This is a genomic window from Streptomyces spinoverrucosus (assembly GCF_006539505.1).
GTDB lineage: Bacteria > Actinomycetota > Actinomycetes > Streptomycetales > Streptomycetaceae > Streptomyces > Streptomyces spinoverrucosus.
In genome coordinates this window covers 88,087-115,083 of sequence record NZ_BJND01000033.1, presented here as the reverse complement: position 1 = coordinate 115,083, position 26,997 = coordinate 88,087, and the positions used below count along the sequence as shown (strand labels likewise).

25 protein-coding genes, 5 tRNA genes and 1 pseudogene are annotated in these 26,997 nt (G+C 70.4%); 12 read left to right on the top strand and 19 right to left on the bottom strand.

Going from position 1 to position 26,997, the window contains the following annotated elements:
• Window positions 1-45: 45 nt before the first annotated feature.
• Both thiD and SSP24_RS23000 read right to left on the bottom strand, forming a co-directional pair.
• Window positions 46-837 carry a bifunctional hydroxymethylpyrimidine kinase/phosphomethylpyrimidine kinase gene (gene thiD / locus SSP24_RS23005; RefSeq protein WP_141311579.1) on the bottom strand — a complete coding sequence of 264 codons (792 nt, stop codon included), beginning with the start codon at window positions 835-837 and terminating at the stop codon, window positions 46-48.
• Window positions 834-1,802, bottom strand: a complete 969-nt coding sequence (locus tag SSP24_RS23000) for a thiamine-phosphate kinase (RefSeq protein WP_141311578.1) — start codon at window positions 1,800-1,802, stop codon at window positions 834-836. Before SSP24_RS23000 ends, thiD begins: the two co-directional genes overlap by 4 nt.
• A 268-nt stretch (window positions 1,803-2,070) precedes the next feature.
• Here SSP24_RS23000 and SSP24_RS22995 point away from each other — a divergent pair, with 268 nt between their 5' ends.
• Together SSP24_RS22995 and SSP24_RS22990 are read left to right on the top strand one after the other, a co-directional pair.
• Window positions 2,071-2,304, top strand: a complete 234-nt coding sequence (locus SSP24_RS22995; protein ID WP_003997603.1) for an Lrp/AsnC family transcriptional regulator — start codon at window positions 2,071-2,073, stop codon at window positions 2,302-2,304.
• Between the two features lie 20 nt (window positions 2,305-2,324).
• Window positions 2,325-2,825, top strand: coding sequence for a DUF3515 domain-containing protein (locus SSP24_RS22990; protein ID WP_141311577.1), 501 nt, complete (start codon window positions 2,325-2,327; stop codon window positions 2,823-2,825).
• Window positions 2,826-2,843: 18 nt separating this feature from the next.
• Here the strand turns inward: SSP24_RS22990 and SSP24_RS22985 are convergent, their stop codons facing one another.
• The 3 genes and pseudogenes from SSP24_RS22985 to SSP24_RS22975 all read right to left on the bottom strand — a co-directional run.
• Window positions 2,844-4,001 (bottom strand): D-alanine--D-alanine ligase family protein, encoded by a 1,158-nt coding sequence (locus tag SSP24_RS22985; protein WP_141311576.1) that lies wholly within the window; start codon window positions 3,999-4,001, stop codon window positions 2,844-2,846.
• A 59-nt stretch (window positions 4,002-4,060) separates the two neighbouring features.
• The gene (locus SSP24_RS22980) at window positions 4,061-5,071 is read right to left on the bottom strand and encodes an NAD(P)H-dependent glycerol-3-phosphate dehydrogenase (RefSeq protein WP_141311575.1); all 1,011 of its coding nucleotides are present in this window, start codon (window positions 5,069-5,071) and stop codon (window positions 4,061-4,063) included.
• A gap of 494 nt (window positions 5,072-5,565) precedes the next feature.
• Window positions 5,566-6,351: pseudogene (locus SSP24_RS22975) on the bottom strand (lysophospholipid acyltransferase family protein); the annotation flags it as partial.
• A 143-nt stretch (window positions 6,352-6,494) separates the two neighbouring features.
• On the opposite strand from SSP24_RS22975, the gene cofC reads away from it, so the two are divergent.
• Window positions 6,495-7,133, top strand: a complete 639-nt coding sequence (gene cofC, locus SSP24_RS22970; protein WP_141311574.1) for a 2-phospho-L-lactate guanylyltransferase — start codon at window positions 6,495-6,497, stop codon at window positions 7,131-7,133.
• Window positions 7,134-7,142: 9 nt separating this feature from the next.
• A complete protein-coding gene (locus SSP24_RS22965; RefSeq protein WP_141311573.1) occupies window positions 7,143-7,346 on the top strand; it encodes a hypothetical protein in 204 nt (67 codons plus the stop codon).
• Between the two features lie 130 nt (window positions 7,347-7,476).
• Here SSP24_RS22965 and SSP24_RS22960 read toward each other — a convergent pair whose 3' ends face one another.
• The 4 genes from SSP24_RS22960 to leuC all read right to left on the bottom strand — a co-directional run bounded on the left by SSP24_RS22960 (window position 7,477) and on the right by leuC (window position 10,783).
• On the bottom strand, window positions 7,477-8,115 hold the full coding sequence (locus tag SSP24_RS22960; RefSeq protein WP_141311572.1) for an HU family DNA-binding protein: 639 nt from the start codon (window positions 8,113-8,115) through the stop codon (window positions 7,477-7,479).
• Window positions 8,116-8,253: 138 nt separating this feature from the next.
• Window positions 8,254-8,484 carry an SCO5555 family protein gene (locus SSP24_RS22955; protein WP_141311571.1) on the bottom strand — a complete coding sequence of 77 codons (231 nt, stop codon included), beginning with the start codon at window positions 8,482-8,484 and terminating at the stop codon, window positions 8,254-8,256.
• 269 nt (window positions 8,485-8,753) lie between these two features.
• Entirely contained in the window at window positions 8,754-9,347 is a 594-nt protein-coding gene (gene leuD / locus SSP24_RS22950; protein WP_141311570.1) for a 3-isopropylmalate dehydratase small subunit, read from the bottom strand.
• A 5-nt stretch (window positions 9,348-9,352) separates the two neighbouring features.
• The gene (gene leuC, locus SSP24_RS22945) at window positions 9,353-10,783 is read right to left on the bottom strand and encodes a 3-isopropylmalate dehydratase large subunit (RefSeq protein ID WP_141311569.1); all 1,431 of its coding nucleotides are present in this window, start codon (window positions 10,781-10,783) and stop codon (window positions 9,353-9,355) included.
• A gap of 199 nt (window positions 10,784-10,982) precedes the next feature.
• On the opposite strand from leuC, the gene ndgR reads away from it, so the two are divergent.
• Window positions 10,983-11,699 (top strand): IclR family transcriptional regulator NdgR, encoded by a 717-nt coding sequence (gene ndgR / locus SSP24_RS22940; RefSeq protein ID WP_026278050.1) that lies wholly within the window; start codon window positions 10,983-10,985, stop codon window positions 11,697-11,699.
• A gap of 72 nt (window positions 11,700-11,771) precedes the next feature.
• Here ndgR and SSP24_RS22935 read toward each other — a convergent pair whose 3' ends face one another.
• Entirely contained in the window at window positions 11,772-12,254 is a 483-nt protein-coding gene (locus tag SSP24_RS22935; RefSeq protein ID WP_229865915.1) for a DUF4188 domain-containing protein, read from the bottom strand.
• Window positions 12,255-12,367: 113 nt separating this feature from the next.
• On the opposite strand from SSP24_RS22935, the gene SSP24_RS22930 reads away from it, so the two are divergent.
• Complete coding sequence (locus tag SSP24_RS22930; RefSeq protein ID WP_141311568.1) at window positions 12,368-13,015, top strand: MerR family transcriptional regulator; 648 nt, start codon at window positions 12,368-12,370, stop codon at window positions 13,013-13,015.
• 50 nt (window positions 13,016-13,065) lie between these two features.
• On the opposite strand, the gene SSP24_RS22925 is transcribed toward SSP24_RS22930, so the two are convergent.
• The 9 genes from SSP24_RS22925 to SSP24_RS22885 all read right to left on the bottom strand — a co-directional run bounded on the left by SSP24_RS22925 (window position 13,066) and on the right by SSP24_RS22885 (window position 17,055).
• Window positions 13,066-13,138, bottom strand: a tRNA-Glu gene (locus tag SSP24_RS22925).
• 28 nt (window positions 13,139-13,166) lie between these two features.
• A tRNA-Gln gene (locus tag SSP24_RS22920) sits at window positions 13,167-13,238 on the bottom strand.
• A gap of 20 nt (window positions 13,239-13,258) precedes the next feature.
• Window positions 13,259-13,331 (bottom strand) — tRNA-Glu (locus SSP24_RS22915).
• 34 nt (window positions 13,332-13,365) lie between these two features.
• Window positions 13,366-13,438: transfer RNA gene (locus SSP24_RS22910), tRNA-Glu, on the bottom strand.
• A gap of 21 nt (window positions 13,439-13,459) precedes the next feature.
• Window positions 13,460-13,531 (bottom strand) — tRNA-Gln (locus tag SSP24_RS22905).
• A gap of 91 nt (window positions 13,532-13,622) precedes the next feature.
• On the bottom strand, window positions 13,623-14,354 hold the full coding sequence (locus tag SSP24_RS22900; protein ID WP_141311567.1) for an HAD family hydrolase: 732 nt from the start codon (window positions 14,352-14,354) through the stop codon (window positions 13,623-13,625).
• Window positions 14,355-14,444: 90 nt separating this feature from the next.
• A complete protein-coding gene (gene gltX / locus SSP24_RS22895; protein ID WP_141311566.1) occupies window positions 14,445-15,953 on the bottom strand; it encodes a glutamate--tRNA ligase in 1,509 nt (502 codons plus the stop codon).
• Window positions 15,946-16,722, bottom strand: a complete 777-nt coding sequence (locus SSP24_RS22890) for a fumarylacetoacetate hydrolase family protein (protein ID WP_141311565.1) — start codon at window positions 16,720-16,722, stop codon at window positions 15,946-15,948. Before SSP24_RS22890 ends, gltX begins: the two co-directional genes overlap by 8 nt.
• 144 nt (window positions 16,723-16,866) lie before the next feature.
• Window positions 16,867-17,055, bottom strand: a complete 189-nt coding sequence (locus SSP24_RS22885; protein ID WP_141311564.1) for a hypothetical protein — start codon at window positions 17,053-17,055, stop codon at window positions 16,867-16,869.
• A 590-nt stretch (window positions 17,056-17,645) separates the two neighbouring features.
• Here SSP24_RS22885 and SSP24_RS22880 point away from each other — a divergent pair.
• From SSP24_RS22880 to SSP24_RS22855, 6 genes are all read left to right on the top strand, one after another.
• A complete protein-coding gene (locus tag SSP24_RS22880; protein ID WP_141311563.1) occupies window positions 17,646-21,488 on the top strand; it encodes a nitrate- and nitrite sensing domain-containing protein in 3,843 nt (1,280 codons plus the stop codon).
• 9 nt (window positions 21,489-21,497) lie between these two features.
• Complete coding sequence (locus SSP24_RS22875) at window positions 21,498-21,911, top strand: roadblock/LC7 domain-containing protein (protein WP_003973453.1); 414 nt, start codon at window positions 21,498-21,500, stop codon at window positions 21,909-21,911.
• A gap of 111 nt (window positions 21,912-22,022) precedes the next feature.
• Window positions 22,023-22,421: a DUF742 domain-containing protein gene (locus SSP24_RS22870; RefSeq protein ID WP_073941118.1), complete on the top strand. Its 399-nt coding sequence runs from the start codon at window positions 22,023-22,025 to the stop codon at window positions 22,419-22,421.
• Window positions 22,402-22,977, top strand: a complete 576-nt coding sequence (locus SSP24_RS22865) for a GTP-binding protein (protein ID WP_141311562.1) — start codon at window positions 22,402-22,404, stop codon at window positions 22,975-22,977. The genes SSP24_RS22870 and SSP24_RS22865 overlap by 20 nt, the downstream gene beginning before the upstream one ends.
• Before the next feature lie 389 nt (window positions 22,978-23,366).
• Window positions 23,367-26,543 (top strand): nitrate- and nitrite sensing domain-containing protein, encoded by a 3,177-nt coding sequence (locus tag SSP24_RS22860; RefSeq protein ID WP_167529664.1) that lies wholly within the window; start codon window positions 23,367-23,369, stop codon window positions 26,541-26,543.
• A 10-nt stretch (window positions 26,544-26,553) separates the two neighbouring features.
• Complete coding sequence (locus tag SSP24_RS22855) at window positions 26,554-26,967, top strand: roadblock/LC7 domain-containing protein (RefSeq protein WP_004983065.1); 414 nt, start codon at window positions 26,554-26,556, stop codon at window positions 26,965-26,967.
• Window positions 26,968-26,997: the final 30 nt, after the last annotated feature.

Genomic DNA, 26,997 nt, shown 5'->3' with positions numbered 1-26,997 from the left:
CCGGTCCACCTCAGGTGGACCGGCTTTTTGCTGCACCCGGCACAGTCAGCTGCGGAACCGCCACCCGTGATCCACCGGCCCGATCCCCCCACCGAGCGCGAACCCCGCCTTGATCGCCCCGGTGACATACTCCTTGGCCGCCGCCACCGCCTCCGGCACGGCCAGTCCCTTCGCGAGCCCTGAAGCGATCGCGGAGGCGAGCGTGCAGCCCGTGCCATGGGTGTGCCGGTTGTCATACCGAGGCGCCCGCAGCCAGTGCTCCTGCGAGCCGTCGGTGAGCAGGTCCACGGCGTCCCCGGGCAGATGCCCGCCCTTGATCAGCACCCACCGCGGCCCATACGCCAGAACCGCCGCCGCGGCCCTGCGCATCTGCTCCTCGGACTCGACACGCACGCCCGTCAGTTGCGCCACCTCGTCCAGATTCGGCGTCGCCACGGTCGCGACCGGCAGCAGCTTCGTCCGCACCGAGTCGAGCGCGGAGGCCGCCAGCAGCGCATCCCCGTGCTTCGAGACCCCCACCGGGTCGACCACGGCGGGCGCGTCCGTGCCTCCGATCAACTCGGCCACGACCTCGACGAGTTCGGCCGACGCGAGCATCCCCGTCTTGATCGCCTGTACGCCGATGTCGTCGACGACACTGCGGTACTGGGCCCGCACCGCCTCCACCGGAAGCTCCCAGGCGCCCTGCACACCGAGGGAGTTCTGCGCGGTGACCGCCGTAAGGACGCTCATGCCGTGCACACCGAGCGCGAGCATCGTCTTCAGGTCGGCCTGAATGCCCGCGCCCCCACCGGAGTCGGAGCCCGCGACCGTCAGCACCCGGGGCGGCGCGCTCATGACTCGATCTCCCCGCCGAAGTGGTCCCAGCCGCCCTTGGTGGTCCAGGGCGCCCCGTCCACGGTCACCTGGGGCAGCGCCGACGGGTTGAGCACCTCGCCGATCACCTTCCAGCGGGCGGGCAGCTTCACGTCCGGCGGGAAGGTCGCCACGATCGCGTGGTCCTCTCCCCCGGTCAGCACCCACTGGAGGGGGTCGACGCCCACCGCCTGCCCGATGTCGTGCATCTGCGAGGGGATGTCGATGGCGCCGGAACGGACGTCGATACGGACCTTGCTGGCCTCCGCGATGTGCCCCAGGTCGGCGATCAGCCCGTCGCTCACGTCGCACATCGCCGTCGCGCCCAGCGCGGCCGCCGCCGGACCCGCGTGATACGGCGGCTCCGGGCGCCGGTGGGCCTCGACGAAGGCGCGCGGCGAACGGAACCCGCGCGAGAGCACCGCGTACCCGGCCGCCGACCAGCCCAGCCAGCCGGTCACCGCGACAAGGTCACCGGGCTGCGCGCCGGCCCGCGTCACGGGCTCCTGGTTGCGCAGATCGCCGAGCGCGGTGATCGACACGGTGATGGTGTCCCCGCGTACGACATCGCCGCCGACCACGGACGCGCCCGCCACCTGGCACTCGTCGCGCAGCCCGTCCATCAGCTCGGTCGGCCAGGTGACCGGGAGTTCGGCCGGCACGACCAGGCCGAGCAGCAGCGCGGTCGGTACGGCGCCCATCGCGGCGATGTCCGCGAGGTTCTGCGCGGCCGCCTTGCGCCCGACGTCGTACGCCGTGGACCAGTCCCGGCGGAAGTGCCGCCCCTCCAGCAGGATGTCGGTACTGGCCACGACCCGGCGGTCGGGCGCGGCGACCACCGCGGCGTCGTCGCCGGGGCCGACGCGCACCGCCGGGGTGGTGGTGAGACGGGAGGTGAGCTCCCTGATGAGCCCGAACTCCCCGAGCTCACCAACAGTGCCCTTCATTGCCCTACGCCCCTTCTGTCCCTGTGCGTTCCCGGTCGCGGGACATCAGTGTCCTCGATACGGTCGAAGGGACCGCCGACCGGTCCCTGATGACCGCCGACCGGTCCCCCATGACCGCCGAGGCGGTCGCCGTGTCCGTCAACATCCGTCGTGCCTGCACCCCGGCACGCGTGCCCCGGTTTCCGCAGGTCTCCCCGCGGCGAGCGGCGACGCGATACCGTGGCGTTCCTTTTCCCCACATGATCCTCGTGGCCGCCCTGGAGGTTCCGTGGTACAGGCGTACATCCTGATCCAGACTGAGGTCGGCAAGGCGTCGACCGTCGCCGAGACGATCAGCAAGATCCCTGGGGTGATCCAGGCCGAGGACGTGACAGGACCGTACGACGTCATCGTGCGCGCCCAGGCCGACACCGTCGACGACCTGGGCCGCATGGTGGTCGCCAAGGTCCAGCAAGTGGACGGCATCACCCGCACCCTGACCTGCCCGGTCGTCCATCTGTAGTCCCCGTCTACCCTTGGCCGGTGAAGTTTCTCCGTCACCGGCTCATCGGTCTGCCCGCATTCGCCCTGCTGATCACTGTCGCGGGCTGCTCCTCAGCAGACGACAGCGCGAGCGTCGCGGTTCCCAGTGCGTCTCCGGCCGTCACGAAGCTGTGCCGGAACCTGGACGACGCGCTGCCGCGCGAGGTCGCCGGGCTGGAGCGCCGGGACCCCGAGCCCCGGTCCGCGTTGACGGCGGGCTGGGGAAACCCGGAGATCATACTGCGCTGCGGTGTCGAACGACCGCCGAAGATGATCGACCCGAAGGTGGCGCAGGGTGCGGATGCCGATGCGGTGGCCGGCGGGGTGAACGGGGTCGACTGGCTGATGGAGAAGGCGGGCGACGGGGCGTACCGCTTCACCACCGCCAATCGCCGCGCCTACGTGGAGGTCGCCGTGCCCGAGGGCCATGACACATCCGCCACGCTCATCGACCTGGCTCCGGCGATCAAGAAGGCGATCCCGAAGGGGATCGCCGACTGATCGCCGTGGGTCCCTGGGTCAGCGCAGCCCCGTCGGGCGGTGAAGTGCCGCCTGGATCAGGCGGTCCACCAGTTCCGCGTACGTCACTCCGCTCGCCTGCCACATCTGCGGATACATCGAGATCGGCGTGAAGCCGGGCATCGTGTTGATCTCGTTGATCACGAAGTCCCCGTCCTCGGTGAGGAAGAAGTCCGCGCGGACCAGCCCCTCGCAGGACGCCGCCTCGAAGGCCTCCACGGCGAGTCGCTGCACCTCGGCGGTCTGCTCCGGCGTCAGCGGGGCCGGGACGATGCCGGGCGTGGAATCGATGTACTTCGCCTCGAAGTCGTAGTACGCGTGCGTGTCCGGCGGCGGGATCTCCGCGGGGACGGAGGCCCGCGGTCCGTCCTCGAACTCCAGCACGCCGCACTCGATCTCGCGGCCGCGCACCGCCGCCTCGACGATGATCTTCGGGTCGTGGCGCTGGGCCTCGGCGATCGCCTCGTCGAGGCCGGACAGGTCGTCGACCTTGGTGATGCCGATCGACGAACCCGCGCGCGCGGGCTTCACGAAGAGCGGCCAGCCGTGCTCGCCGGCGAAGTCGATGATCCTCTTGCGGGCGGCCGACTCGTCCTGCTGCCACTCGCGCGGCCGGATCACCATGTACGGGCCCACCCGCAGCCCGAACGAGGTGAACACCCGCTTCATGTACTCCTTGTCCTGGCCGACGGCCGAGGAGAGCACGCCGGAACCCACGTACGGGACGCCGGAGAGTTCCAGGAGGCCCTGGAGGGTGCCATCCTCGCCGTACGGGCCGTGCAGCACAGGGAAGACCACGTCGACCTCGCCCAGGGCCTTGGGCACGGAACCCGGCTCGCTGTAGACGACTTCACGGTTGGCGGGGTCCACGGGGAGCACGACGCCGCCCTCCCCCGAGTCGGTGAGGTCCTCGACGCTGGGCGTACGGCGGTCGGTGATCGCCATCCGCTCCGGCTCGTCGGCGGTGAGCGCCCACCGGCCGTCCTGGGTGATGCCGATCGGCAGGACCTCGTACTTGGTCCGGTCGATGGCCCGCAGTACGGCGCCGGCGGTGACCACGGAGATCCCGTGTTCGGAGCTGCGCCCACCGAACACGACGGCCACACGCGGCTTGCGGGACGGCTGCTCGGGGCTCTGGGGGAGGTTCTCGGTGCTCATAACGCGTTGAGAGTACCCGGTGGTAGGGGCCCAAGACAGCGTCCGTACGGCCGCGTCGCTCAGCGTCGTTCCGGCTTCGCGCTGCGCGACATCAGCTCCTTGAGAGCGACCACCGGAGGCTTGCCCTCGTGCACGATGCCGACCACCGTCTCGGTGATGGGCATGTCGACGCCGTGCCGCCGGGCCAGATCGAGCACCGACTCACAGGACTTGACGCCCTCGGCGGTCTGCTTGGTGACCGCGATGGTCTCCTGCAGGGTCATGCCCTTGCCGAGGTTGGTGCCGAAGGTGTGGTTGCGGGAGAGCGGTGAGGAGCAGGTGGCCACCAGGTCGCCGAGGCCCGCGAGTCCGGAGAAGGTCAGCGGGTCCGCGCCCATCGCCAGCCCCAGCCGGGTCGTTTCCGCGAGGCCGCGCGTGATGAGCGAGCCCTTGGCGTTGTCGCCGAGGCCCATGCCGTCCGCGATGCCGACGGCGAGCCCGATGACGTTCTTGACCGCGCCGCCGAGTTCGCAGCCGACGACGTCGGTGTTGGTGTACGGGCGGAAGTACGGCGTGTGGCAGGCGGCCTGGAGCCGCTGGGCGACCGCCTCGTCAGTGCAGGCCACCACGGCGGCGGCCGGCATCCGGGCGGCGATCTCACGCGCGAGGTTGGGCCCGGTGACCACGGCGACCCGCTCCGCGGGGACCTTGGCGACGTCGGTGATGACCTCGCTCATCCGCATGGCGGAGCCGAGTTCGACGCCCTTCATCAGCGAGACCAGGACGGTGTCGGGGGCCAGCAGCGGCGCCCAGTCGGCGAGGTTGCCGCGCAGGGTCTGCGAGGGGATGGACAGGACCGTGAAGTCGGCGCCGGCGGCCGCCTCGGCGGGGTCGGTGGTGGCGCGCAGGTTCTCGGGGAGCTCGAAGCCCGGGAGGTAGTCGGGGTTGGTGCGGCCGGAGTTGATGGCCTCGGCGACCTCCGTACGACGCGCCCACAGGGTGACCTCGCACCCCGCGTCGGCGAGCACCATGCTGAAGGCCGTGCCCCACGAACCGGCGCCGAAGACCGCCGCCTTGACCGCCTTGCTCACTTGCCCAGCCCCTCTTCCCCACCGGCCTGCCCGGCCACTCCCCGACCGGGTTCCCCAACGAACTCCCGGCCAGACTCTCCAGCCGCGCCCCGACCGGTTCCCCGACCCGACTGCCCGACCACTCTCCGACCGGGCTCCCCGGCGAACTCCCGGCCAGAGTCGCCAGCCACGTCCCGACCGGTTCCCCGACCCGACTGCCCGACCACTCTCCGACCGGGCTCCCCACCGGATTCCCGGCCGGACTCTCCAGCCACCCCGGAACCGGCTTCTCGGCCCGAAGGATCGCCCGCGCCCGAACCGGCCTCCCGACCCGACGGATCGCCCGCGCCCGAACCGGCCTCCCGACGCGACCGATCGGCCACGTCTGAACCGGCCTCCCGACCCGACGGATCGCCCGCGTCCGAACCGGCCTCCCGACCCGATGGATCGCCCGCGTCCGAACCGGCCTCCCGGCCCGACGGATCGGCCGCGTCCGGACCGGTTCCCCGGCCTGGCTGCCCCGCCGCTTCGCGGCCCATCCCCGCGGCCGCGGTCCGGCCCTCCTTCTGTGCCTCCGTCCGGCGCCGCTGCTCGATGCGTTCGCGCTTGGGGTCGTACGGCGTCTCGGGGGCCCGCTCGCCGCGGATCTCCTCCAGCTGGCGGGTGATCGCGGCCATGATGACCTCGGTGGCCTCCTTGAGGACCTCCGCGGTCATGTCCTTGCCGTAGAAGCGCGAGAGGTCCACCGGCGGGCCGGCGAGCACGTGGTGGGTCTTGCGCGGCAGGAGGTTGGGCTTCTTGGCGTACGGCGGCAGCAGTTCGTTGGCGCCCCACTGGGCGACCGGAACGACCGGGCACTTGGTCTTCAGCGCGACGCGCGCGGCACCGGTCTTGCCGGTCATGGGCCAGCCGTTCGGGTCCCGGGTGATGGTGCCCTCGGGGTAGAAGGCGACGCACTCGCCGCGCTCCACGGCGTCGATCGCGGCCCGGAAGGCGCTCAGCGCGTCCGTGCTTTCCCGGTAGACGGGGATCTGCCCGGTGCCGCGCATCGCGGCGCCGATGAATCCCTTCTTGAAAAGCCCGCTCTTCGCCAGGAATCGCGGAACCCGTCCGGTGTTGTACTGAAAGTGCGCGTACGCGAAGGGGTCGACGTGCGAATTGTGGTTCACCACGGTGATAAAGCCGCCCTCGGCCGGAATGTGCTCCATTCCGCGCCAGTCCCGCTTGAGCAGAACCACCAGCGGCGGTTTACAGATCACCGCGGCGAAGCGGTACCAGAAGCCGATTCTGCGGCGGGGCACACGGACACCTTCCTTCTAGGGCCTGGGGGCCGCACAAGTGTCGCCCCAGGCCGCCGGTCTGTCGAGGACACCGTACGCCCCGAGTCCGCGCGTGCCGGGAGGCCCGGGTGACAATGGCCGCGACAAGAGAGGGACGAACGCTCGTGCAGTGGACCTTGGTGATACCCGTGAAGCCTCTGGCGCGGGCCAAGAGCAGGCTCTCGGACGCCGCCGCCGACGGGCTGCGCCCGGGTCTCGCCCTCGCCTTCGCCCAGGACACCCTGGCCGCGGCGCTGGCCAGCCCGGCGGTGCGGGATGTGGCAGTCGTCACGGACGACGCCCTGGCGGGCCGGGAGCTGGCCGCGCTGGGCGCCCGGATCGTCACCGACGAACCGGGCGGCGGGCTGAACGCGGCTCTGGCGCACGGAGCGACGGCCGTACGGGCACAGCGCCCCGAAAGCCCGGTCGCGGCTCTGAACGCCGATCTTCCGGCGCTGCGGCCCGCGGAATTGGCCCGGGTCCTGGATGCGGCCGCGGAATTCCCGCGCGCTTTTCTCCCGGACGCCGCGGCAATCGGTACGACCCTGCTGGCGGCCGGTCCGGGCCGGGAATTGCTCCCGGCATTCGGTACGGATTCACGTGCCCGCCATCGCGCGGGCGGAGCGGAGGAACTCCGTCTCGCGGACGTGGATTCCGTACGTCAGGACGTGGACACCGCCGAGGATCTGCGCGCGGCACTGGCGCTCGGGGTGGGGCCGCGCACGGCGGCGGCGACCGCGCGGCTGCTGATCCCCGGGCAGTAGGCTGCCGACATGCACGCCACCGCATACACGTACGACGCCGAGACGCGCAGCGGGCAGGTCCTGCTCGACGACGGCACTCCCGTGCCTTTCGACGCCGCCGCGTTCGACGCGGGCGGGTTGCGGCTGCTGCGGCCCGGGCAGCGGGTCCGGATCGAGGTGGAGGGGCCGAAGGAGAGCCCGCGGATCACGCTGGTGACGCTGCAGACGCTGTGACCTGCGCGTGGACCTGCGCGTGGACAAGACCCCTCTGACCAGCCCGTGAACTGACCAGCCCCTGAACACGCCGCGGGCCGGGCTCCTGAAACGGAGTCCGGCCCGGCGCGTGAGTACCCAGCGCCCTCGGCTACGAGCGGGCGGTGGTCTTCTTGGCGGTGGTCTTGCGTGCCGTCGTCTTCTTGGCCGGGGCCTTCTTCGCCGTGGCCTTCTTCGCCGGCGCCTTCTTGGCCGTCGCCTTCTTGGCGGTGGTCTTCTTCGCCGCGGTGGTCTTGGCGGCCGCCGTCGTCTTCTTGGCGGGCGCCTTCTTCGCCGTGGTCTTCTTGGCGGCGGCGGCCTTCTTGGTCGGCGCCGCCTTCTTCGCCGCGGCCTTCTTCGCGGCCGCCTTGGTGGTCTTCTTGGCCGCGGCCTTCTTGACCGTGGCCGCGGCACCGCCGGTCAGGCTGCCCTTGGGCGCCTTCTTGACGGCCACCTCGCCGCCGCGCGGGAGCTTCTTCGAGCCGCTCACCAGGTCCTTGAAACCCTGGCCCGCGCGGAACCGCGGCACCGAGGTCTTCTTGACCCGAACCCGCTCGCCGGTCTGGGGGTTGCGGGCGTAGCGAGCCGGGCGGTCGACCTTCTCGAAAGAGCCGAAGCCGGTGACCGAGACCCGCTCACCTGCGACGACAGCGCGGACGATGGCGTCCAGTACATGGTCGACAGCATCGGCGGCCTGCTGACGGCCGCCCATCTTGTCGGCAATCGCTTCTACGAGCTGCGCCTTGTTCACGTCTTCCCCTTCGGAGACATCGCCAGAACGAAAGTGTTCAAGCTTTTTCGCACGTTAGGCAGATATATACCGCAAATCAAACACGAAACGGGCTAATCACCCTTGTGCCGCAACCGACTCGGCTGCCCCTGACGTGATTCAGCCTTCCTCTTCGGGGAATCGCCCCGCGTCGAGGTCGGCGGTGAACCGCTCCAGACGCTTTGTCGCGTCGGCGAGGTCGTGCTTGGCCGCGGCCGTGATGACCAGCAGCTTCCGGGTCAGCGCCATCCGTACGCCCTCCGGGACTTGCAGTGCGCGCACCCTTGCGTGCGCTTCCTTGAGTTGGTCCGCGACTGCCGCATAGAGCTCGAGTTGGCCGTCGTGTTCCATGCACAGATTGTGCCATCTGGGGCGAGTTGTCGCCTGCCCGGGGGGCAACTGACGCCTCGGACGGCCCTCCGACGCGCTGCCGAAGCCGCGTTGTCAAGACTCGCGTACCCCAACAACAACGGTCGTAACGTGGGAAGTTGAAGGAACGCCCGGTGCCGGGTGCGGCCATCCGGGTGTGAAAAAAGGCTGCACCCCCGATCGGGCCGATCGGGGGTGCAGCCGGGGTGTTGGGGTGGCCGAAAGTCGACCGCCGCGCGGGGTAGAAAGGTTCAGACCTTCAGCGTGCGCGGCTTGTAGGCGGGACGCCCCGCCTCGTACGTGGCGATGTCGTCCTCGTTCTGCAGCGTGATGGAGATGTCGTCCAGCCCGTTCAGCAGCCGCCAGCGGGAGTTCTCGTCCAGCTCGAAGGAGGCGGTGATGCCCTCGGCGCGAACCTCACGTGCCTCAAGGTCCACAGTGACCTCAGCGGTGGGGTCCTGCTCCGTGAGCTCCCACAGCGCGTCCACGACCTTCTGCTCCAGTACGACCGTGAGCAGGCCGTTCTTCAGCGAGTTGCCGCGGAAGATGTCGGCGAAGCGGGAGGAGATCACGGCCTTGAAGCCGTAGTTCTGCAGCGCCCAGACGGCGTGCTCACGCGAGGAGCCGGTGCCGAAGTCGGGGCCGGCGACCAGCACGGTCGCGCCCTGCCGCTCGGGCCGGTTGAGCACGAACTCCGGATCTTTGCGCCAGGCCTCGAACAGCCCGTCCTCGAACCCGTCCCGGGTCACCTTCTTGAGCCAGTGGGCGGGGATGATCTGGTCGGTGTCGACGTTGCTGCGGCGCAGCGGGACGGCCCGGCCGGTGTGGGTGGTGAATGCTTCCATGATCCTCAGACTCCAGCGGGCGTACGGGTCTCGACGTCGGACAGGTCGGCCGGCGAGGCCAGGTGCCCCAGGACCGCGGTCGCGGCGGCGACCTGCGGAGACACCAGGTGCGTACGGCCGCCCTTGCCCTGCCTGCCCTCGAAGTTGCGGTTGGAGGTGGACGCCGAGCGCTCACCGGGGGCCAGCTGGTCGGGGTTCATGCCCAGACACATCGAGCAGCCCGCGTGCCGCCACTCGGCGCCGGCCTCCTTGAAGACCACGTCCAGGCCCTCGGAGACGGCCTGCAGACCCACGCGCGCGGAGCCCGGAACGACCAGCATCCGTACGCCGTCGGCGACTTTGCGGCCCCGCAGCAGGTCCGCGGCGGCGCGCAGGTCCTCGATGCGGCCGTTGGTGCAGGAGCCTACGAAGACGGTGTCCACCTTGATGGACCGCAGTGGCTGCCCGGCCTCCAACCCCATGTACTCCAGGGCCTTTTCGGCGGCGAAGCGCTCCGAAGCGTCTTCGTACGAAGCGGGGTCGGGGACGGACGCCGAAAGCGGCGCGCCCTGGCCGGGGTTGGTGCCCCAGGTGACGAACGGCGAGAGCTCCTCGGCGTTGATCACGACCTCGGCGTCGAACTCGGCGTCGTCGTCGGTGCGCAGCGTCTTCCAGTACTCCACCGCCGCGTCCCAGTCGGCGCCCTCGGGGGCGTGCGGGCGGCCCTTGAGGTAGTCGAACGTGGTCTCGTCGGGGGCGATCATGCCCGCGCGGGCGCCGGCCTCGATCGACATGTTGCAGATGGTCATCCGGGCCTCCATCGAAAGCTTCTCGATGGCCTCGCCGCGGTACTCCAGGATGTAGCCCTGGCCGCCGCCCGTGCCGATCTTCGCGATGATCGCCAGGATCAGGTCCTTGGCGGTGACGCCCTCGGGCAGTTCGCCGTTGACCGTGATCGCCATGGTCTTCGGGCGGGCCATCGGCAGCGTCTGGGTGGCGAGCACGTGCTCGACCTGCGAGGTGCCGATGCCGAACGCCAGCGCGCCGAAGGCGCCGTGCGTGGAGGTGTGCGAGTCACCGCAGACCACGGTGGTGCCGGGCTGGGTCAGACCCAGCTGCGGGCCCACGACGTGGACGACGCCCTGCTCGACGTCGCCCAGCGGGTGCAGGCGCACGCCGAACTCGGCGCAGTTCTTGCGCAGGGTCTCCAGCTGGGCGCGGGAGACCGGGTCCGCGATGGGCTTGTCGATGTCGAGGGTGGGGGTGTTGTGGTCCTCGGTAGCGATGGTCAGGTCGAGGCGGCGCACCTTCCGGCCGCTCTTGCGGAGGCCGTCGAAGGCCTGCGGGCTGGTCACCTCGTGCAGCAGGTGCAGATCGATGTAGAGGAGGTCGGGCTCGCCCTCGGCGCGCCGGACGACATGGTCGTCCCAGACCTTCTCCGCGAGTGTCCTACCCATCGCTTTCCCTCCGGCCGGCAAAAGGTTGCGCCGACCCAACTAGAGATCTTGAGGTGCGGCAGGTGCGTGCCCTGGTTCCGGGCGTCCGCCGCCAGGCCCTTTCATCCACCGGGCCGCTGTGACTTCGTGCCATCCAGGGTGGCGCGTTCCACCGAAAATTGAACTTGCGTTTCACAGAGTGAGACGCAAGTATCGTTGCATGGACAACAGTAGCGGCGTCGGCGTTCTGGACAAGGCGGCCCTCGTCCTGAGCGCTCTGGAGTCCGGTCCGGCCACCCTCGCGGGTCTGGTCGCGGCCACCGGACTGGCACGACCCACGGCTCACCGCCTGGCCGTGGCTTTGGAACACCACCGTATGGTGGCGCGCGACATGCAGGGCCGTTTCATTCTCGGCCCGCGTCTGGCCGAGCTGGCCGCGGCAGCCGGCGAGGACCGCCTCCTCGCCACCGCCGGACCGGTGCTCACCCACCTCCGGGACGTCACGGGCGAGAGCGCGCAGCTCTACCGCCGCCAGGGCGACATGCGCATCTGCGTCGCCGCGGCGGAGCGCCTGTCCGGCCTTCGGGACACGGTCCCGGTCGGCTCGACGCTCACGATGAAGGCGGGCTCCTCCGCCCAGATCCTCATGGCCTGGGAGGAGCCGGAGCGCCTGCACCGTGGCCTGCAGGGCGCCCGCTTCACGGCGACGGCCCTGTCCGGCGTACGACGCCGGGGCTGGGCCCAGTCCATCGGCGAGCGCGAGCCGGGCGTGGCGTCCGTCTCCGCGCCCGTGCGCGGCCCGTCGAACCGCGTGGTGGCCGCCGTCTCGGTCTCCGGCCCCATCGAGCGCCTGACCCGCCACCCCGGCCGGATGCACGCCCAGGCGGTCATCGACGCCGCGGCCCGCCTCTCCGAGGCCCTGCGCCGCTCCGGCTGACCAGCGCCGGTCGATCGGGAGAAGGGCCCGCCTCAACGCCGCGGCAGGCCCGTCCCCCGACGTCCGCCCCGCTCACTTCACCCTGAGCCGATCAGCCGCACGGTCCCCGCGCCGGGCGACCGGGACCACCCCGGTGGCCCGACCCAGGCCGAACTCGGGCATGTTCACGTAAACCGACTCGTAGGACCCGGCGGGCACGACGTACGTCTCGTGCCAGAAGCCGACCTTCCCCTTCCCCTCGCGCAGCCGCCGGTTGAAGGCGGCCCAGGCCGGGCGGTGCTCCCGGTCCGGCGCCGAGGCGTACGCGAGGAGCTTCTCCTTCGAGTCCCAGTACTGCACGACGTACAGCACCCGCGGGAAGCCCAGCAGGAACTGGTGCCCCAGCAGTCCGCTGCCCTTCTCGCGCGAGAGCTCCGCGAGCATGGGCGGCATGGCCCTGGCGACCGGCCACCAACTCCGCAGCGCCGCGAAGCTGTTGACGCGCATCCCGATGAGGAAGACGACGATCTCGCCCTCACCCACGGCGGTCATGCGCCCTTCGACCGGTTTGCTCATGATGTCCCCCATCCATCGTCCATCCACCGTCATTGGATAGCACCGCTATCCATGCTTGGATAGTGACACTCCCCAAGAGGGGGCGCAAGGGGAAACGCGAACATGGGACGGACATGCGACTGGCGGAGCTGAGTGAGCGCAGCGGCGTCTCCACGGCCACGATCAAGTACTACCTGCGCGAGGGACTGCTGCCGCCGGGCCGCCGGATCACCGCCACTCAGGCCGAGTACGACGAGGAGCATCTGCGCCGGCTGCGTCTGGTGCGGGCGCTGATCCAGGTCGGCGGGGTGTCCGTGGCCTCCGCCCGCGAGGTGCTCGCCGCGCTGGACGACGACTCCCTGGACCACAACGAACGCCTGGGCACCGCCGTCTGGGCCCTCCCGCACGGCAGGCCCGCCGACCCGGACGACCCGGCGACCGAGACGGCCCGGCAGCGCGCGGACCGCCTGCTGGAGCTGCTCGGCTGGGGCTACGGCCCCCTGACCGACGTGACACCCCCCGCACACGCGATGCTGGTGACCGCGATCGCCACGCTGGAGCGGCTCGGATATCCCTGCACTGTCGAGGACTTGACGCCGTACGCCCGCGCCCTGGGGCAGCTCGCCGTCCATGACCTGGATCTGGTTGAGCGGTACGGCGGGACGGCGGACGAGCAGGTGGAGGCGGCCGTGGCGCTGACCGTGCTGTACGAGCCGGTGCTGCTGGCGCTGCGCAGGCTGGCGGAGGCGGAGGAGTCGCGCCGCCGGTTCGGCAGGCAGTGACGCGGAAGACGCCGATGGGCCCCCACCGAAGTGGAGGCCCATCGATTGCGTACCCCCGACCGGATTCGAACCGGCGCTACCGCCTTGAGAGGGCGGCGTGCTAGGCCGCTACACAACGGGGGCGTGGACTCTGCGTTTCCGCAGGTCCGAGCTGGTCTACCTGGACTCGAACCAAGACTAACTGAACCAGAATCAGTCGTGCTGCCAATTACACCATAGACCAATGTGGTTTAGACCAGTCAGTACCCCCGACCGGATTCGAACCGGCGCTACCGCCTTGAGAGGGCGGCGTGCTAGGCCGCTACACAACGGGGGCCTTGATCCTCTCAGGGATTCCCTGCAAGGATCCGTACCCCCGACCGGATTCGAACCGGCGCTACTGCCTTGAGAGGGCAGCGTGCTAGGCCGCTACACAACGGGGGCTTTGCAGATGAGCTCTGCGAGCTGGCCTACCTGGACTCGAACCAAGACTAACTGAACCAGAATCAGTCGTGCTGCCAATTACACCATAGGCCACTGGAACGCAAGCCCCTGCGGGGATCTCGTTCTAGTTCGCGCCTCCGGTTTCCGGCCTCTCGGCCCGCTCCCCGGCGGCGCAGGAAGAACATTACCTGAAGGTGGACGGGGCTCCAAAACGAGTATCGGAGCCGAGGATCGCGGGGAGTTCGGCGAGCGAGGCGATCCGGTGCGGGCCGGTGGGGCCGTCGGCCCAGGTGTGCGCGCCGTTGCGGTCGATCCACACGGACACGAGTCCGGCGTCGGCGGCGCCCCGCCCGTCGATCTCCGGGTGGTCGCCGACGTACGCCACGAGGTCCGGCGGCAGGTCCAGCGCCTCGCACGCCGCGAGGAAGGCGCCGGCCTCCGGCTTGGAGACGCCGAGCTCGGCGGCGCACAGGATGGCCTCGAAGCGGTCGTGCACGCCGAGCACGCGCAGCTTGCGGTCCTGGACGTGGAGGCTGGAGTTGGACAGCACCGCGTGCCGATGGCTGGCGGCAAGGGCGTCCAGGACGGGCAGTACGTCGGGGAAGAGCGCCCAGGCGGCCTCGTAGTGCGCGATGTACCGCTCGAACCAGGCCTCCGCCTCGGCGTCGGTGAGTTCCTGGCCCAGGAACACTCGCACCCGGTCCCGCCGCTGCTCCTCGAAGGACACCTCACCGGCCGCGAAGCGCGCCCACTGGCTGTCGGTGATCGCCCGCCAGTGCGCGAGGGCCTGCTCGGCGCTGTCGTACCCGTCGAGCAGGCCCTCGGCCGCCAGGTGCGCGCGCATGCCCACGCGGTCCGCGGTCGTGTAGTCGAACAACGTGTCGTCGACGTCCCAGACCACGGCCCGAATACTCATGGTCCGAAGGTAACCCGGCGACCGCGGGTTCCGGGCGCGTACGGCGAAAGGGCGGCACCCGCTGCCGGATGCCGCCCTTCACGGGGTGCGCTACGCCGTCAGCTTGGCCAGCGCCGCGTCGATGCGGGACAGGGTCCTGTCCTTGCCCAGGACCTCCAGGGACTCGAAGAGCGGCAGGCCGACCGTGCGGCCGGTGACGGCGACGCGGACCGGGGCCTGGGCCTTGCCGAGCTTGAGGCCGTGGGCCTCGCCGGCCTCCAGGACGGCCGTCTTCAGCGACTCGGGGCTGGCCCAGTCGGCCGCCTCAAGCTTCTCGCAGGCCGTGCGCAGCAGGGCGTCCGAGCCCTCCTTCATGGCCTTGGTCCAGCTGGCCTCGTCGAAGACCGGCTCCGGCAGGAACAGGAAGTCGACGTTGTCGGTGATCTCGGACAGCACCTTCACGCGGGTCTGCGCGTGCGGCGCGATGGCCTGCCACTTCACCTCGTCGAAGGCCTCCGGGGCCCACGGGGCGAACGGGGCCTGCAGCCACGGGCGGCAGCGCTCCGTGAAGTCCTTCACATCCAGCAGCCGGATGTGGTCGCCGTTGATCGCCTCGCACTTCTTGAGGTCGAAGCGGGCCGGGTTGGGGTTCACGTCCGCGATGTCGAAGGCCGCGACCATCTCGTCCATCGTGAAGATGTCCTGGTCGGCCGAGAGCGACCAGCCCAGGAGGGAGAGGTAGTTGAGCAGGCCCTCCGGCAGGAAGCCGCGCTCGCGGTAGAGGTTGAGCGACGACTGCGGGTCACGCTTTGAGAGCTTCTTGTTGCCCTCGCCCATCACGTACGGCAGGTGGCCGAAGGCGGGCACGGACTTCGCGATGCCCAGCTCGATCAGCGCCTTGTACAGGGCGATCTGCCGCGGTGTGGAGGACAGCAGGTCCTCGCCGCGCAGGACGTGGGTGATCTCCATCAGGGCGTCGTCGACCGGGTTCACGAGCGTGTAGAGCGGGGCTCCGTTGGCTCGTACGATCCCGTAGTCCGGGACGTTCTCGGGGGTGAAGGTCAGCTCGCCGCGGACCAGGTCCGTGAAGGTGATCGTCTCGTCGGGCATCCGGAACCGGACGATCGGCTCGCGGCCCTGGGCCTTGTACTGCTCGACCTGCTCGGCGGTCAGCTCGCGGCAGTGGCCGTCGTAGCCGGAGGGCTTGCCGGCGGCGCGGGCGGCCTCGCGGCGGGTGTCCAGCTCCTCCTGGGAGCAGTAGCAGCGGTAGGCGTGGCCGGCGTCCAGCAGCTTCTGGGCGACCTCCTTGTAGAGGTCCATGCGCTGCGACTGGCGGTACGGCGCGTGCGGGCCGCCGCCCGCGCCGGAGGCGCTATCGAATGCTGCGGGGCCCTCGTCCCAGTCGAAGCCGAGCCAGCGCATCGAGTCGAGCAGCTGCTCGTAGGACTCCTCGGAGTCGCGGGCCGCGTCGGTGTCCTCAATACGGAACACGAACGTACCGCCGGTGTGGCGGGCAAATGCCCAGTTGAACAGGGCGGTGCGGACCAGGCCCACGTGCGGGTTACCGGTGGGCGAGGGGCAGAAACGGACGCGTACGGGGGAGCCGGGTGCGCTAGCCACGCTTGACAACCTTGTTGGTGAGAGTGCCGATGCCTTCGATGCTGACGGAGACCTCGTCGCCGACAGCGAGGGGGCCGACCCCTGCCGGGGTGCCCGTGAGGATCACGTCGCCGGGGAGCAGCGTCATGGCCTCGGAGATGTTGACGATCAGATCCTCGATCGGGTGGATCATCTCGCTGGTGCGGCCGAGCTGGCGTTGCTGTCCGTTGACGGTCAGCTGGATCGTCAGGTCGCTCGGTTCCAGGTCGGTCTCCACCCAGGGGCCGAGCGGGCAGGAGGTGTCGAAGCCCTTGGCCCGGGCCCACTGCTTCTCGCGCCGCTGGACGTCACGGGCGGTGATGTCGTTGGCGCAGGTGTAGCCGAGGATGACGTCCCGGACGCGCTCGCGGGGGACCTCGCGGCACATGCGGCCGATGACGACGGCCAGCTCGGCCTCGTGGTGGAGTTCCTCGGAGAAGGAGGGGTACTGGATCTCGTCGCCGTGGCCGATCACCGAGGTGGACGGCTTGAAGAAGGCGAACGGGGCGTCGGGCACCTCGTTGCCCAGCTCGCGCGCGTGCTCGGCGTAGTTGCGGCCGAAGGCCACGACCTTGTTGGGGAGGACCGGCGGCAGCAGCCGTACCTTGCTCAGCGGCACCTTGGTGCCGGAGAGCTCGAAGTCCGCGAACGGGATGCCCTTGATGATGTCGAGGACGAGTTCGTCCGGCTTGTCACCCTCGACCGCGCCGAAGGCGACGTTCCCGTCGATGGAGAACCTGGCGATGCGCACGGGATCCTTGCGCCCCTTACCTGAGCTGGCTGGAGTCTGACGCTCCAGGCTAACGCGGCAGGGCCTGCCCGGCGGGTCAGGTCGCGGGCATGACGCGGGCGCCCCGTGCAATAACGCGCGGGGCGCCCTAATACGTGCTCGGCCTTACCCGGCCACGACAGCCCCGGCCGGGACGTCCATCAGGACCGTGCGCCGGGGGTTGGCGGTCTGGGTGGGGAGTTCGACGGAGTGCTCCGGGTGGTCCGGGGTCCGCAGCTCGTCGGCGTCCTCGAGGTGCGCCAGCGTGGTGCGCCGCGGGTTGGCTATCGTGCGGAACATCATCGTCGTCTTCACGGTTGTACTGGACCCTGTCGTGTGCGGGGCGCCGGAAGCGCCTGGTTGGCAGAACGTTGCCTCTTGTAAAGCGTCAGGCTAAACATCCAATTCCCCGCCGACGGTACGAGGCGCACGCGGGTGTCGTGTGAGTTTGCTCACGAACTCGCGCTCAAACCGGTCAATTCAGGCTCGCAACTCATGCCAACGAAACGGACAATGGCCCACTGAAGGCCTCATTCCGCTCCTGATCATGGCGACTGGGACACCGCGCACACCCCGGTAACTCGTTCGGGTATGTCCGCTATAAGGCGGAGCCCGCTCTACGTGTCGTGACGTCACCCTCACGTGCTGTCACGGAGGTCACAGCCTGACCAACTGGCCTTGTTGGAGATCCTGCACTGTGCTGGAATTCCACGGACCGCCGCAGGATCGAGCCGGCGCGCAGGGGGCGCGAAACACCGTCGCTCCTGACGAGTGAGCGGCGAGAAGGGGAGTCCAGCGCCGGTCACTCACGACCACCCGGGTGCGTATTCAGGGCGTGCCCGACGACGCCGACACCGTCCTTCCGTTCACGCGGAGGGGCGCCTGGTCCAGAGGTTGCGACGCTAGTGCAGGGACGTTTCAAGAGGGATGGCAGCGCTTCGGCGGAGCCGGAGCCGCACGGCGGGACTGGCCCCACGGCCGGCAGCTCCTCGCCCCAGCACGCCCAGGGCCCGGGCCCGACCCCGTCCGGCGACGGCGGTCCGCGCTCCGGGCGCCCCGGCGCGTCCACGGCCTCGGGTCGTCCCGGCGCCTCGGCGACCCCGGGCTCTTCCACTCCCGCTCCGACGGTGAAGCCACCGCAGGGCGCGAGCGGCCCCGGGCCGCGAATAGCCCTGCGCAACTGGCGGATCTCGACCCGTCTGGTGGCGCTGCTCACGCTGCCGGTGGTCGCGGCCACCTCGCTCGGCGCGCTGCGCATCAGCCAGTCCATGGACGACATCGAGCAGCTCGACAACATGAAGCTGCTCACCGAGATGACCAAGCAGGCCACCGAGCTGGCCGCCGCGCTCCAGGAGGAGCGCGACCAGTCCGCCGGCCCGCTGGCGCACGGCTCGACGACCAGCGCGGTCACGGTCAAGGGCTTCCAGGACAAGACGGACCGGGCGCTGGAGAACTTCCTCAACTCGTCCGAGGAGGTCGACACCGCCAGCAAGGACGGCAACCTCCAGGGCGTGCGCGACAGCGTGGTCGGTCTCGCCCGCGACCTGAACAGCCTCAACGAGATCCGCAACAACGCCTACGAGGCCGAGGACAACTCCACGCAGACCGTGGAGGCCTACCACCGCCTCATCGAGCACCTGCTGGACCTCTCGCAGGACATGGCCGAGGCGACCAGCAACCCCGAGATGATCCAGCGCACCCGCGCCCTGTCCGCGTTCTCCTCCGCCAAGGAGTACGCGTCGGTCCAGCGCGCCGTGCTGGCGGCGGCGCTGCCGGCCAACAACAAGACCTTCGGCGACCTCTCCGAGAACGACCGGCTCTACGCCCAGTCGGCGCTGGAGAGCCAGGTCTCGGAGCTGCGCAGCTTCTCCAGCATCTACGGCGACGGCGCCGAGGAGCTGCTGAAGCCGATCAACCAGAACAACGCGACCATCGAGGCCACCGACAAGTTCGCCGCCCGCGCGCTCGGGCGGGAGGACGGTCTGCAGGGCCTGGAGAAGCGCTCGTACCGGGACTGGCTGGACGACAGCTCCACCAAGATCCAGCAGATGAAGAACATCGAGCGCCAGCTGCTCGACGACATGGAGCAGAAGGCGCGCGAGCTGCGCAGCGAGTCGGAGCAGGAAGCGATCATCTCCGGTGCGCTGGTGCTGCTGGTGCTCGGCGTCTCGCTGGTCGGCGCCTTCGTGGTGGCCCGCTCCATGATCCGCTCGCTGCGCCGGCTGGAGGACACCGCGACCAAGGTCGCCCAGGAGCGTCTGCCCGAGCTGGTCAAGCAGCTGTCCGAGTCCGACCCGCAGGACGTCGACACGTCCGTGGAGTCGGTCGGTGTGCACTCCCGGGACGAGATCGGCCGAGTGGCCGCGGCCTTCGACGACGTGCACCGCGAGGCGGTCCGCCTCGCCGCCGAGCAGGCCCTGCTGCGGGGCAACGTCAACGCGATGTTCACCAACCTCTCGCGCCGCTCCCAGGGTCTGATCCAGCGCCAGCTGTCGCTGATCTCCGAACTGGAGTCCCGCGAGGCGGACCCGGACCAGCTGGCCTCGCTGTTCAAGCTGGACCACCTCGCCACCCGTATGCGCCGGAACGGTGAGAACCTCCTGGTCCTCGCCGGTGAGGAGCCCGGCCGGCGCTGGACCCGGCCGGTTCCGCTGGTCGACGTGCTGCGTGCCGCCGCGTCCGAGGTGGAGCAGTACGAGCGCATCGAGCTGGCGTCGGTGCCGACCACCCAGGTGGCCGGCCGCGTGGTCAACGACCTCGTGCACCTGCTCGCCGAGCTGCTGGAGAACGCCACGTCGTTCTCCTCGCCGCAGACCAAGGTCAAGGTCACCGGTCACGCGCTGCCCGACGGCCGGGTGCTGATCGAGATCCACGACACCGGTATCGGCCTCTCCCCCGAGGACCTCGCCCAGATCAACGAGCGGCTCGCCTCGCCGCCCACCGTGGACGTCTCCGTCTCCCGCCGCATGGGCCTCTTCGTGGTCGGCCGCCTCTCGCAGCGCCACGGCATCCGCATCCAGCTGCGCCCGTCCGACTCCGGTGGTACGACCGCGCTGGTCATGCTGCCGGTCGACGTGGCCCAGGGCGGCAAGAAGCCGCAGGGCAAGCCCGGTCAGGGCGGCCCCGGTGGCGGTGGCGGTCCGGCCGCCGCGCAGGCCGCCGCCGGTGCGGCCGCGGCTCGACGTGGCAACGGCTCCTCGCTGGGCGCCGGTGCGCCGGGCGGCGGGGCACTCGGTGCAGGTCCGGCCGGTGGTGATGCCCTTGGTGCCGGTGCGTCCTCCGGCGGTGGCCGGCTCGGCGCCGGTCAGGGCCCGCGGGCCGCGCTGCCGGGCCGCGACTCGGGCGGTGCCCCGGGTGCGCCGGGCGGTGCGCATGGACCGCAGACTCCGCAGGGCCGGTCGGCGGGCAACGCCCAGATGCCGGTTCCCCCGCAGGGCCAGGACACCCGCGGCCCCGCGACCCCGCAGCGCGGCGACGCGGAGACCGGTGGCAAGCGCGGCCGGCGCGGCCGTCAGCCGCAGCTGCCGCCGCGTGGCGGAGCGCGGGCCGAGCTGCCGGGCGGCAACGAGCAGCAGCGCCCGAGCTGGAGCGACGAGAACGCGCAGCCCCCCGTGCCGCGCGCCACGCTGGACACCCCGCGCGGCCATGACGAGCAGCGGGACCCGTCCCAGACGGCCCCGATGCCCAGGATCGACGACCGGCACGGCCCAGGCTCGACCGCGGAGTTCCCTGCGGTTCCCCGCACGGACGACCGCCAGGGCCCCGGTGCCCCCGACGAGTTCCCGCGCCCGGGCGCGAACGGGCAGCAGAACAACGGCCAGTTCGTCCGCTCGGACGTCTTCGGCAGCCCCTCCGCCCCGGGGAACCCGAACAACCCGAACAACCCGTCCAACACGGGCCAGTTCGCCGTACCGCAGGCGTACGACGACGGCTCCACCGGCCAGTTCCCCGCTCCGCAGCGGCAGGACAACGGCGCGAGCGGCCAGTACCCGCCGCAGGGCTACGACAACGGGTCCACGGGTCACTTCCCGGCTCAGTCGGGCTACGACAACGGGGCTACCAGCCAGTACTCCGGGTACGACGGCTCCTCCACGGGTCAGCACTCGCTGCCCGGCGGCCGCCAGAACCCCTCGGGCCCGGGCCAGTTCGAGCGCCCGCAGGGCGACTTCGGTGGCCAGCGGCCGCCGGCCCCGCAGCAGCGGCCCGGCCGCCCGCAGCCGGAGGCGTTGCCGCCGGCCTCGGGTCCCGGTGACGGGCGTACGCCGCTGTACGACACGCTGGAGACGAACTGGTTCCGCGGCCAGGCAGGCCAGCCGGGCCAGCAGGGCCAGGGCCAGCAGGGCCACCCCGGTCAGCAGTCCCAGCCGGGTCGGCCCCAGCGCCCGCAGGGCAACGGCGCCGCGCCGGCCCCGCAGCAGCCGCAGGGCCCCTCGGCTCAGCAGCGTCCCGCCGCCCCCGCCTGGCGCAGCTCGCCGAACGACGACCTCGTCCGGCAGGCCGAGCGCGTACGGCAGCCGGCCGCGGGCGGCGTCACCACCTCCGGCCTGCCGCGCCGGGTGCCCCGGGCGAACCTCGTCCCGGGCACGGCACAGCAACAGCAGCACCAGAGCGGTCCGCAGGTCTCGCGCGCCCCACAGGACGTGCGCGGCCGGCTGACCAACCTCCGTCGGGGTATCGCACAGGGCCGTCAGGCCGGGTCCGGCCAGACGGGCAGTTTCCCGAGCCCCACTCACCAGCAGGAGCGTTAGTTGAGTCCGATGAGCCAGGCGGCACAGAACCTGAACTGGTTGATCACCAACTTCGTGGACAACACCCCCGGGGTGTCCCACACCGTCGTCGTGTCCGCCGACGGTCTCCTCCTGGCGATGTCGGAGGGCTTTCCGCGCGACCGCGCCGACCAGCTCGCGGCGGTCGCTTCGGGGCTCACCTCACTGACCGCCGGGGCGTCCCGGATCTTCGAGGGCGGTAACGTGGCGCAGACCGTCGTGGAGATGGAGCGGGGATTTCTCTTCCTCATGTCCGTCTCGGACGGCTCGTCGCTCGCCGTTCTCGCGCACCCCGAGTGCGACATCGGCCTCGTCGGCTACGAGATGGCGCTGCTGGTCGACCGGGCGGGAGCAGTGCTCACGCCGGACCTGCGCGCCGAACTGCAAGGAAGTCTGCTCCACTAACGTCCCCAGTTCCACCCGCCTCACCAAATCACCGTCCGGCCGCCACAATCCCCCCACCGGCCCCCGTCAGACGGCACGACTGACCGACTTGCTGTCCCGCCCGGAGGATTCATGACCCCGCCCACCGCCTCTCATGATCCGTACACAGATCCGTACGGGGACGAGGGCGACCAGCCGCTGGTCCGTCCGTACGCGATGACCGGCGGCCGGACCCGGCCGCGCTATCAGCTCGCCCTGGAGGCGCTGATCAGCACCACGGCCGACCCGGCAGCGCTCATGGGACTGCTCCCGGAGCACCAGCGCATCTGCCACCTGTGCCGCGAGGTGAAGTCGGTCGCCGAGGTCTCGGCGCTGCTCGCCATGCCGCTCGGCGTCGCCCGCATCCTCGTCGCGGACCTCGCCGAGGCCGGACTGGTGGCCGTCCACCAGCCCGGCGGCGACGAGAACAACGGCGGTGCGCCCGACGTGACACTGCTCGAAAGGGTGCTCAGTGGCCTTCGCAAGCTCTGAACCGAGAGGTGCCACCACCTCCGCCAAGATCGTGGTGGCCGGCGGCTTCGGCGTGGGCAAGACCACGTTCGTCGGCGCCGTCTCGGAGATCAACCCGCTGCGCACCGAGGCGGTCATGACGTCCGCGAGCGCGGGCATCGACGACCTCACGCACACCGGGGACAAGACCACCACGACGGTGGCGATGGACTTCGGCCGCATCACGCTCGACCAGGACCTGATCCTGTACCTGTTCGGTACGCCGGGTCAGGACCGCTTCTGGTTCATGTGGGACGACCTGGTGCGCGGCGCCATCGGCGCGGTCGTGCTGGTGGACACCCGCCGGCTGGCGGACTGCTTCCCGGCGGTGGACTACTTCGAGAACAGCGGCCTGCCGTTCGTGGTCGCCCTCAACGGCTTCGACGGACACCAGCCGTACGCGCCGGAGGAGGTCCGCGAGGCGCTGCAGATCGGCCCGGACACCCCGATCATCACCACCGACGCCCGGCACCGGTCCGACGCCAAGTCCGCGCTGATCACGCTGGTGGAGCACGCTCTGATGGCGCGGCTGAAGTAGGACTCAAGTGGACGGCTTCGTACGGCAGTTGCCGTAGGCGTCGTCAGCGTGGCAGCGGAGCCGGCTGTGGCCTTTGACACGGTCGGCTTCGGTGTTCATAACGTTTCGGCAGAGGAATCGAGTGGTACGGCCACGCGTCGCGGTCATGCGGTCTCGCTGCGCTCACAAAAGCCCCGTCTTTTGACGGGGCTCGCTCTTTATGACCGTTTTATCTGGGGCTTACCTCACGAGGAATCCGCCCTTTCCCATGTTTGGAAGAGCGCAGGTCGACGTGCTGGAATGCCTGAACTGCCCAAAGGTCAAAGACGTACTCAGTGGTCGATGGCGAACTGGGCTCTGAGACACTGCGGCACGACGTAGGTGCCCGCCGCCGAGAGGTTGTTGGTCGAGTGAGGCGAAGCAACAAAGGTCCCGAGCCGCCCGCCCGGGGCAACTTCACCCCGCCGCCGCGCGGAGCGGCGCCCGCCCCTGCTGTGCCCGGTTCGGAGCAGGTGGCCGCGCCCGCTCCGAGCGGCGGCCGTTTCTCCCCGCGCAACTGGCGTGTGGCGACCCGGCTGAACGCGATCCTGCTCATCCCCGTGCTGGTCGGCCTGGTCATGGGCGGCTTCCAGGTGAAGAGCTCGATCGACACCTGGCAGGAGGCCGAGGACGCGGAGAACACCGCGCGTCTGGTCCGGGCCTCCCTGACCTACGCGGACGCCCTCTACAACGAGCGTGACGTCACCGCGTCCCCGCTGCTGCTGGGCCGCGACCAGGCCACCGTCACGCAGGCCCGCAAGAAGACCGACGAGGCCGCCGACGCCTTCGACGAGGCCGCCCAGAACATGCCGCAGAAGGCGGGTCTGGAGCGCCGGCTGAGCCTGTTCCGCGAGGTGGAGCCCAAGCTCCAGGAGCTGCGCCAGGTCGCCTACACCTCCCGGCTCACCGGCGTGCAGACGGAGGAGGGCTACGTCGAGGTCGCCCACCCGCTCACGGAGTTCGCCAACGAGCTGGGCCTGGGCACCGGAAACATCACCAGCTACGGCCGGACCGTCTACGCGATCACGCTGACCAAGGGTGCGCTGTCGCTGGAGCGCTCCATCGGTATGCACCTGCTGGTCAAGCCGGGCCCCAAGGACACCGACCTGGCCAAGCAGCGCGTGGCGCTCACCTCGTACGCCTACCTTGAGCGCATCGCCGTCGAGGAGTACATCGGCGGTGGTACCGAGGCCGACGCGCAGAAGCTGAAGGACGCCGAGACGCAGATCAAGGCGGACGCCCAGCGGCAGGCCAAGGAAGCCCTGGCCAAGGACCCGGAGTACAAGGCGCCGCCGTCCGACCCGACCGTGATGGTCGCGGCCGTGGCGGGTCTGACGACCACCGACGCGAGCGCCCGTGAGGCGCTCGCCCAGCAGGGCGTCACCGCCGAGAACTGGTGGGCGGTCACCACCCTCAAGTACAACGCGTACCACCAGATCGAGTCGGACCTGGCCGACACCGCGGTGAACGAGGCGTCGAGCATCGCCGACGAAGCCAAGCGCGACGCCATCATCGTCGGTGCCGCCGTCGTGGTCGCCCTGCTCGCCGCGTTCATCCTGGCCGGCATGGTGGCCCGCCAGATGAGCCGCTCGATGCGCCAGCTGCGCAACGCCGCCTTCGGCATCGCCGAGCAGCGGCTGCCGATGCTGGTCGACCAGCTCTCGCGCACCGACCCCGGTCGCGTCGACACCCGTGTCTCGCCCATCCCGATCACCTCCACCGACGAGATCGGCGAGGTCGCCCGGGCCTTCGACCAGGTGCACCGCGAGGCCGTCCGGCTCGCCGCCGAGCAGGCCCTGCTGCGGGGCAACATCAACGCGATCTTCACCAACCTCTCGCGCCGCAACCAGTCGCTGATCGAGGGCCAGCTGACCCTGATCACCGACCTGGAGAACAACGAGGCCGACCCGGACCAGCTGGAGAACCTCTTCCGCCTGGACCACCTGGCGACCCGTATGCGCCGCAACGGCGAGAACCTCCTGGTCCTCGCCGGCGAGGAGCCCGGCCGCCGCTGGGACCAGCCGGTCCCGCTGGTCGACGTGCTGCGCGCCGCCTCCTCCGAGGTGGAGCAGTACGAGCGCATCGAGATATCCGGGGTGCCGGAGGCCGACATCCACGGCCGTGCCGTGACCGACCTCGTGCACCTGCTGGCCGAGCTGCTGGAGAACGCGACCACGTTCTCCTCCCCGCAGACCAAGGTCCGCGTCACCGCGACCCGGCTGCCCGACGGCCGCGTAATGGTCGAGATCCACGACAAGGGCATCGGCCTCACCGCCGAGGACTTCGCGGACATCAACCACAAGCTGGCCAACCCGCCGACCGTGGACGCCGCGATCTCCCAGCGCATGGGCCTGTTCGTGGTCGGCCGGCTGTCCGACCGGCACGGCATCCGCGTCCAGCTGCGCCCCTCCGGCGAGCAGGCCGGCACCACGTCGCTGGTCATGCTGCCCGACGCCATCACGCACGGCGGTGGCGGCGAGCAGGCGCCGGACCGCGAGGAGTTCACCGTCTCGCAGATCATCCCGGAGCAGCAGTTCCAGGGTGAGAGCTTCAACCAGCCGATGCGTACGGCCGCCGAGCTCGGCTTCGACGACAGCCGCTACACCGAGGTCCCCGACGACATCCGCGAGCTGGACCCGGTGGGCCGCTCCCTGATGCGCGAGGAGCGCCGCGCGGCCCTGGAGGCCCAGGCCCACGGCCAGCAGGGCTACGACAACGGCCAACAGCCGTACGACAACGGCCAGAACGCCTACCCGGACCAGGCCGCGGCCTACGGTCAGCAGTCGGCGTACCAGGAGCAGACGTCGTACGAGGACCAGCAGCAGGGGTCGTACGACGAGCAGTACTACACGCCGAACGGGCTGCCGCAGAACGATGGTTTCGCGACCAACGGCGGCTACCCGGAGCCCGGTTATGCGGAGCCTGCCCAGGAGGAGCCCGCGGCTGTCCCGTCCGGGGCGGCGGAGAGCTTCTCGGCCTTCGACGAGCACTCCTACCAGGGCGACTGGCAGCAGCGTGACGGCTACCAGAACGGGTACGCCGACCAGTACGCTCCCGAAACGGAATCTGCGCAGGCCGCTGACGCGAGTGAGCGCGACCGCGTAGGCTTCGACCGTCCGGAACCGGGCCACACCGCAGGGCACGCGCTGACCGACGCCGGGCTTCCCCGCCGGGGATCCACCGGTGGTGGCCAGGCGGCGGGCCTGCCCGGGAACCGGGACGCGGCGGCCCCTTCGGCGGAGCGCAACGCCGACGACGGCTGGCGCTCGGCGAACGACGAGCGCTGGCAGCAGGCCTCCCAGCTCCGCAAGCCCAAGGCGGGCGGGGTCACCTCCTCCGGCCTGCCGCGGCGGGTACCCAAGGCCAATCTGGTCGAGGGTGCCGCGGAGTCGACCCCGCAGGGCGGCCCACAGGTCTCCCGCGCTCCCGAGGACGTCCGGGGCAGGCTGAGCAACCTGCGCCGGGGTGTCCAGCGGGGACGCAGCGCAGGAAGTGAAACGAACGGCCAGGGCTTCGGTCCTGACAGCACCTACAACCAGGAGCGTTAGTGTGAGCCCGATGAGCCAGGCGGCACAGAACCTGAACTGGTTGATCACCAACTTCGTGGACAACACCCCCGGGGTGTCCCACACGGTGGTGGTCTCCGCCGACGGACTCCTTCTGGCGATGTCCGAAGGCTTCCCCCGCGACCGCGCCGACCAGCTCGCGGCCGTCGCCTCCGGTCTGACCTCACTGACCGCCGGCGCCTCGCGCATCTTCGAGGGCGGCAGCGTGAACCAGACGGTTGTGGAGATGGAGCGAGGATTCCTCTTCATCATGTCCATTTCCGATGGGTCGTCACTCGCGGTTCTTGCGCACCCCGAAGCGGACATCGGCCTCATTGGGTACGAGATGGCGCTTCTGGTCGACCGTGCGGGCACGGTTCTGACTCCGGATCTTCGTGCGGAGCTCCAAGGAAGCCTTCTCAACTAAGAGACAGACGGTGCGATTTCGCGTCCCGTG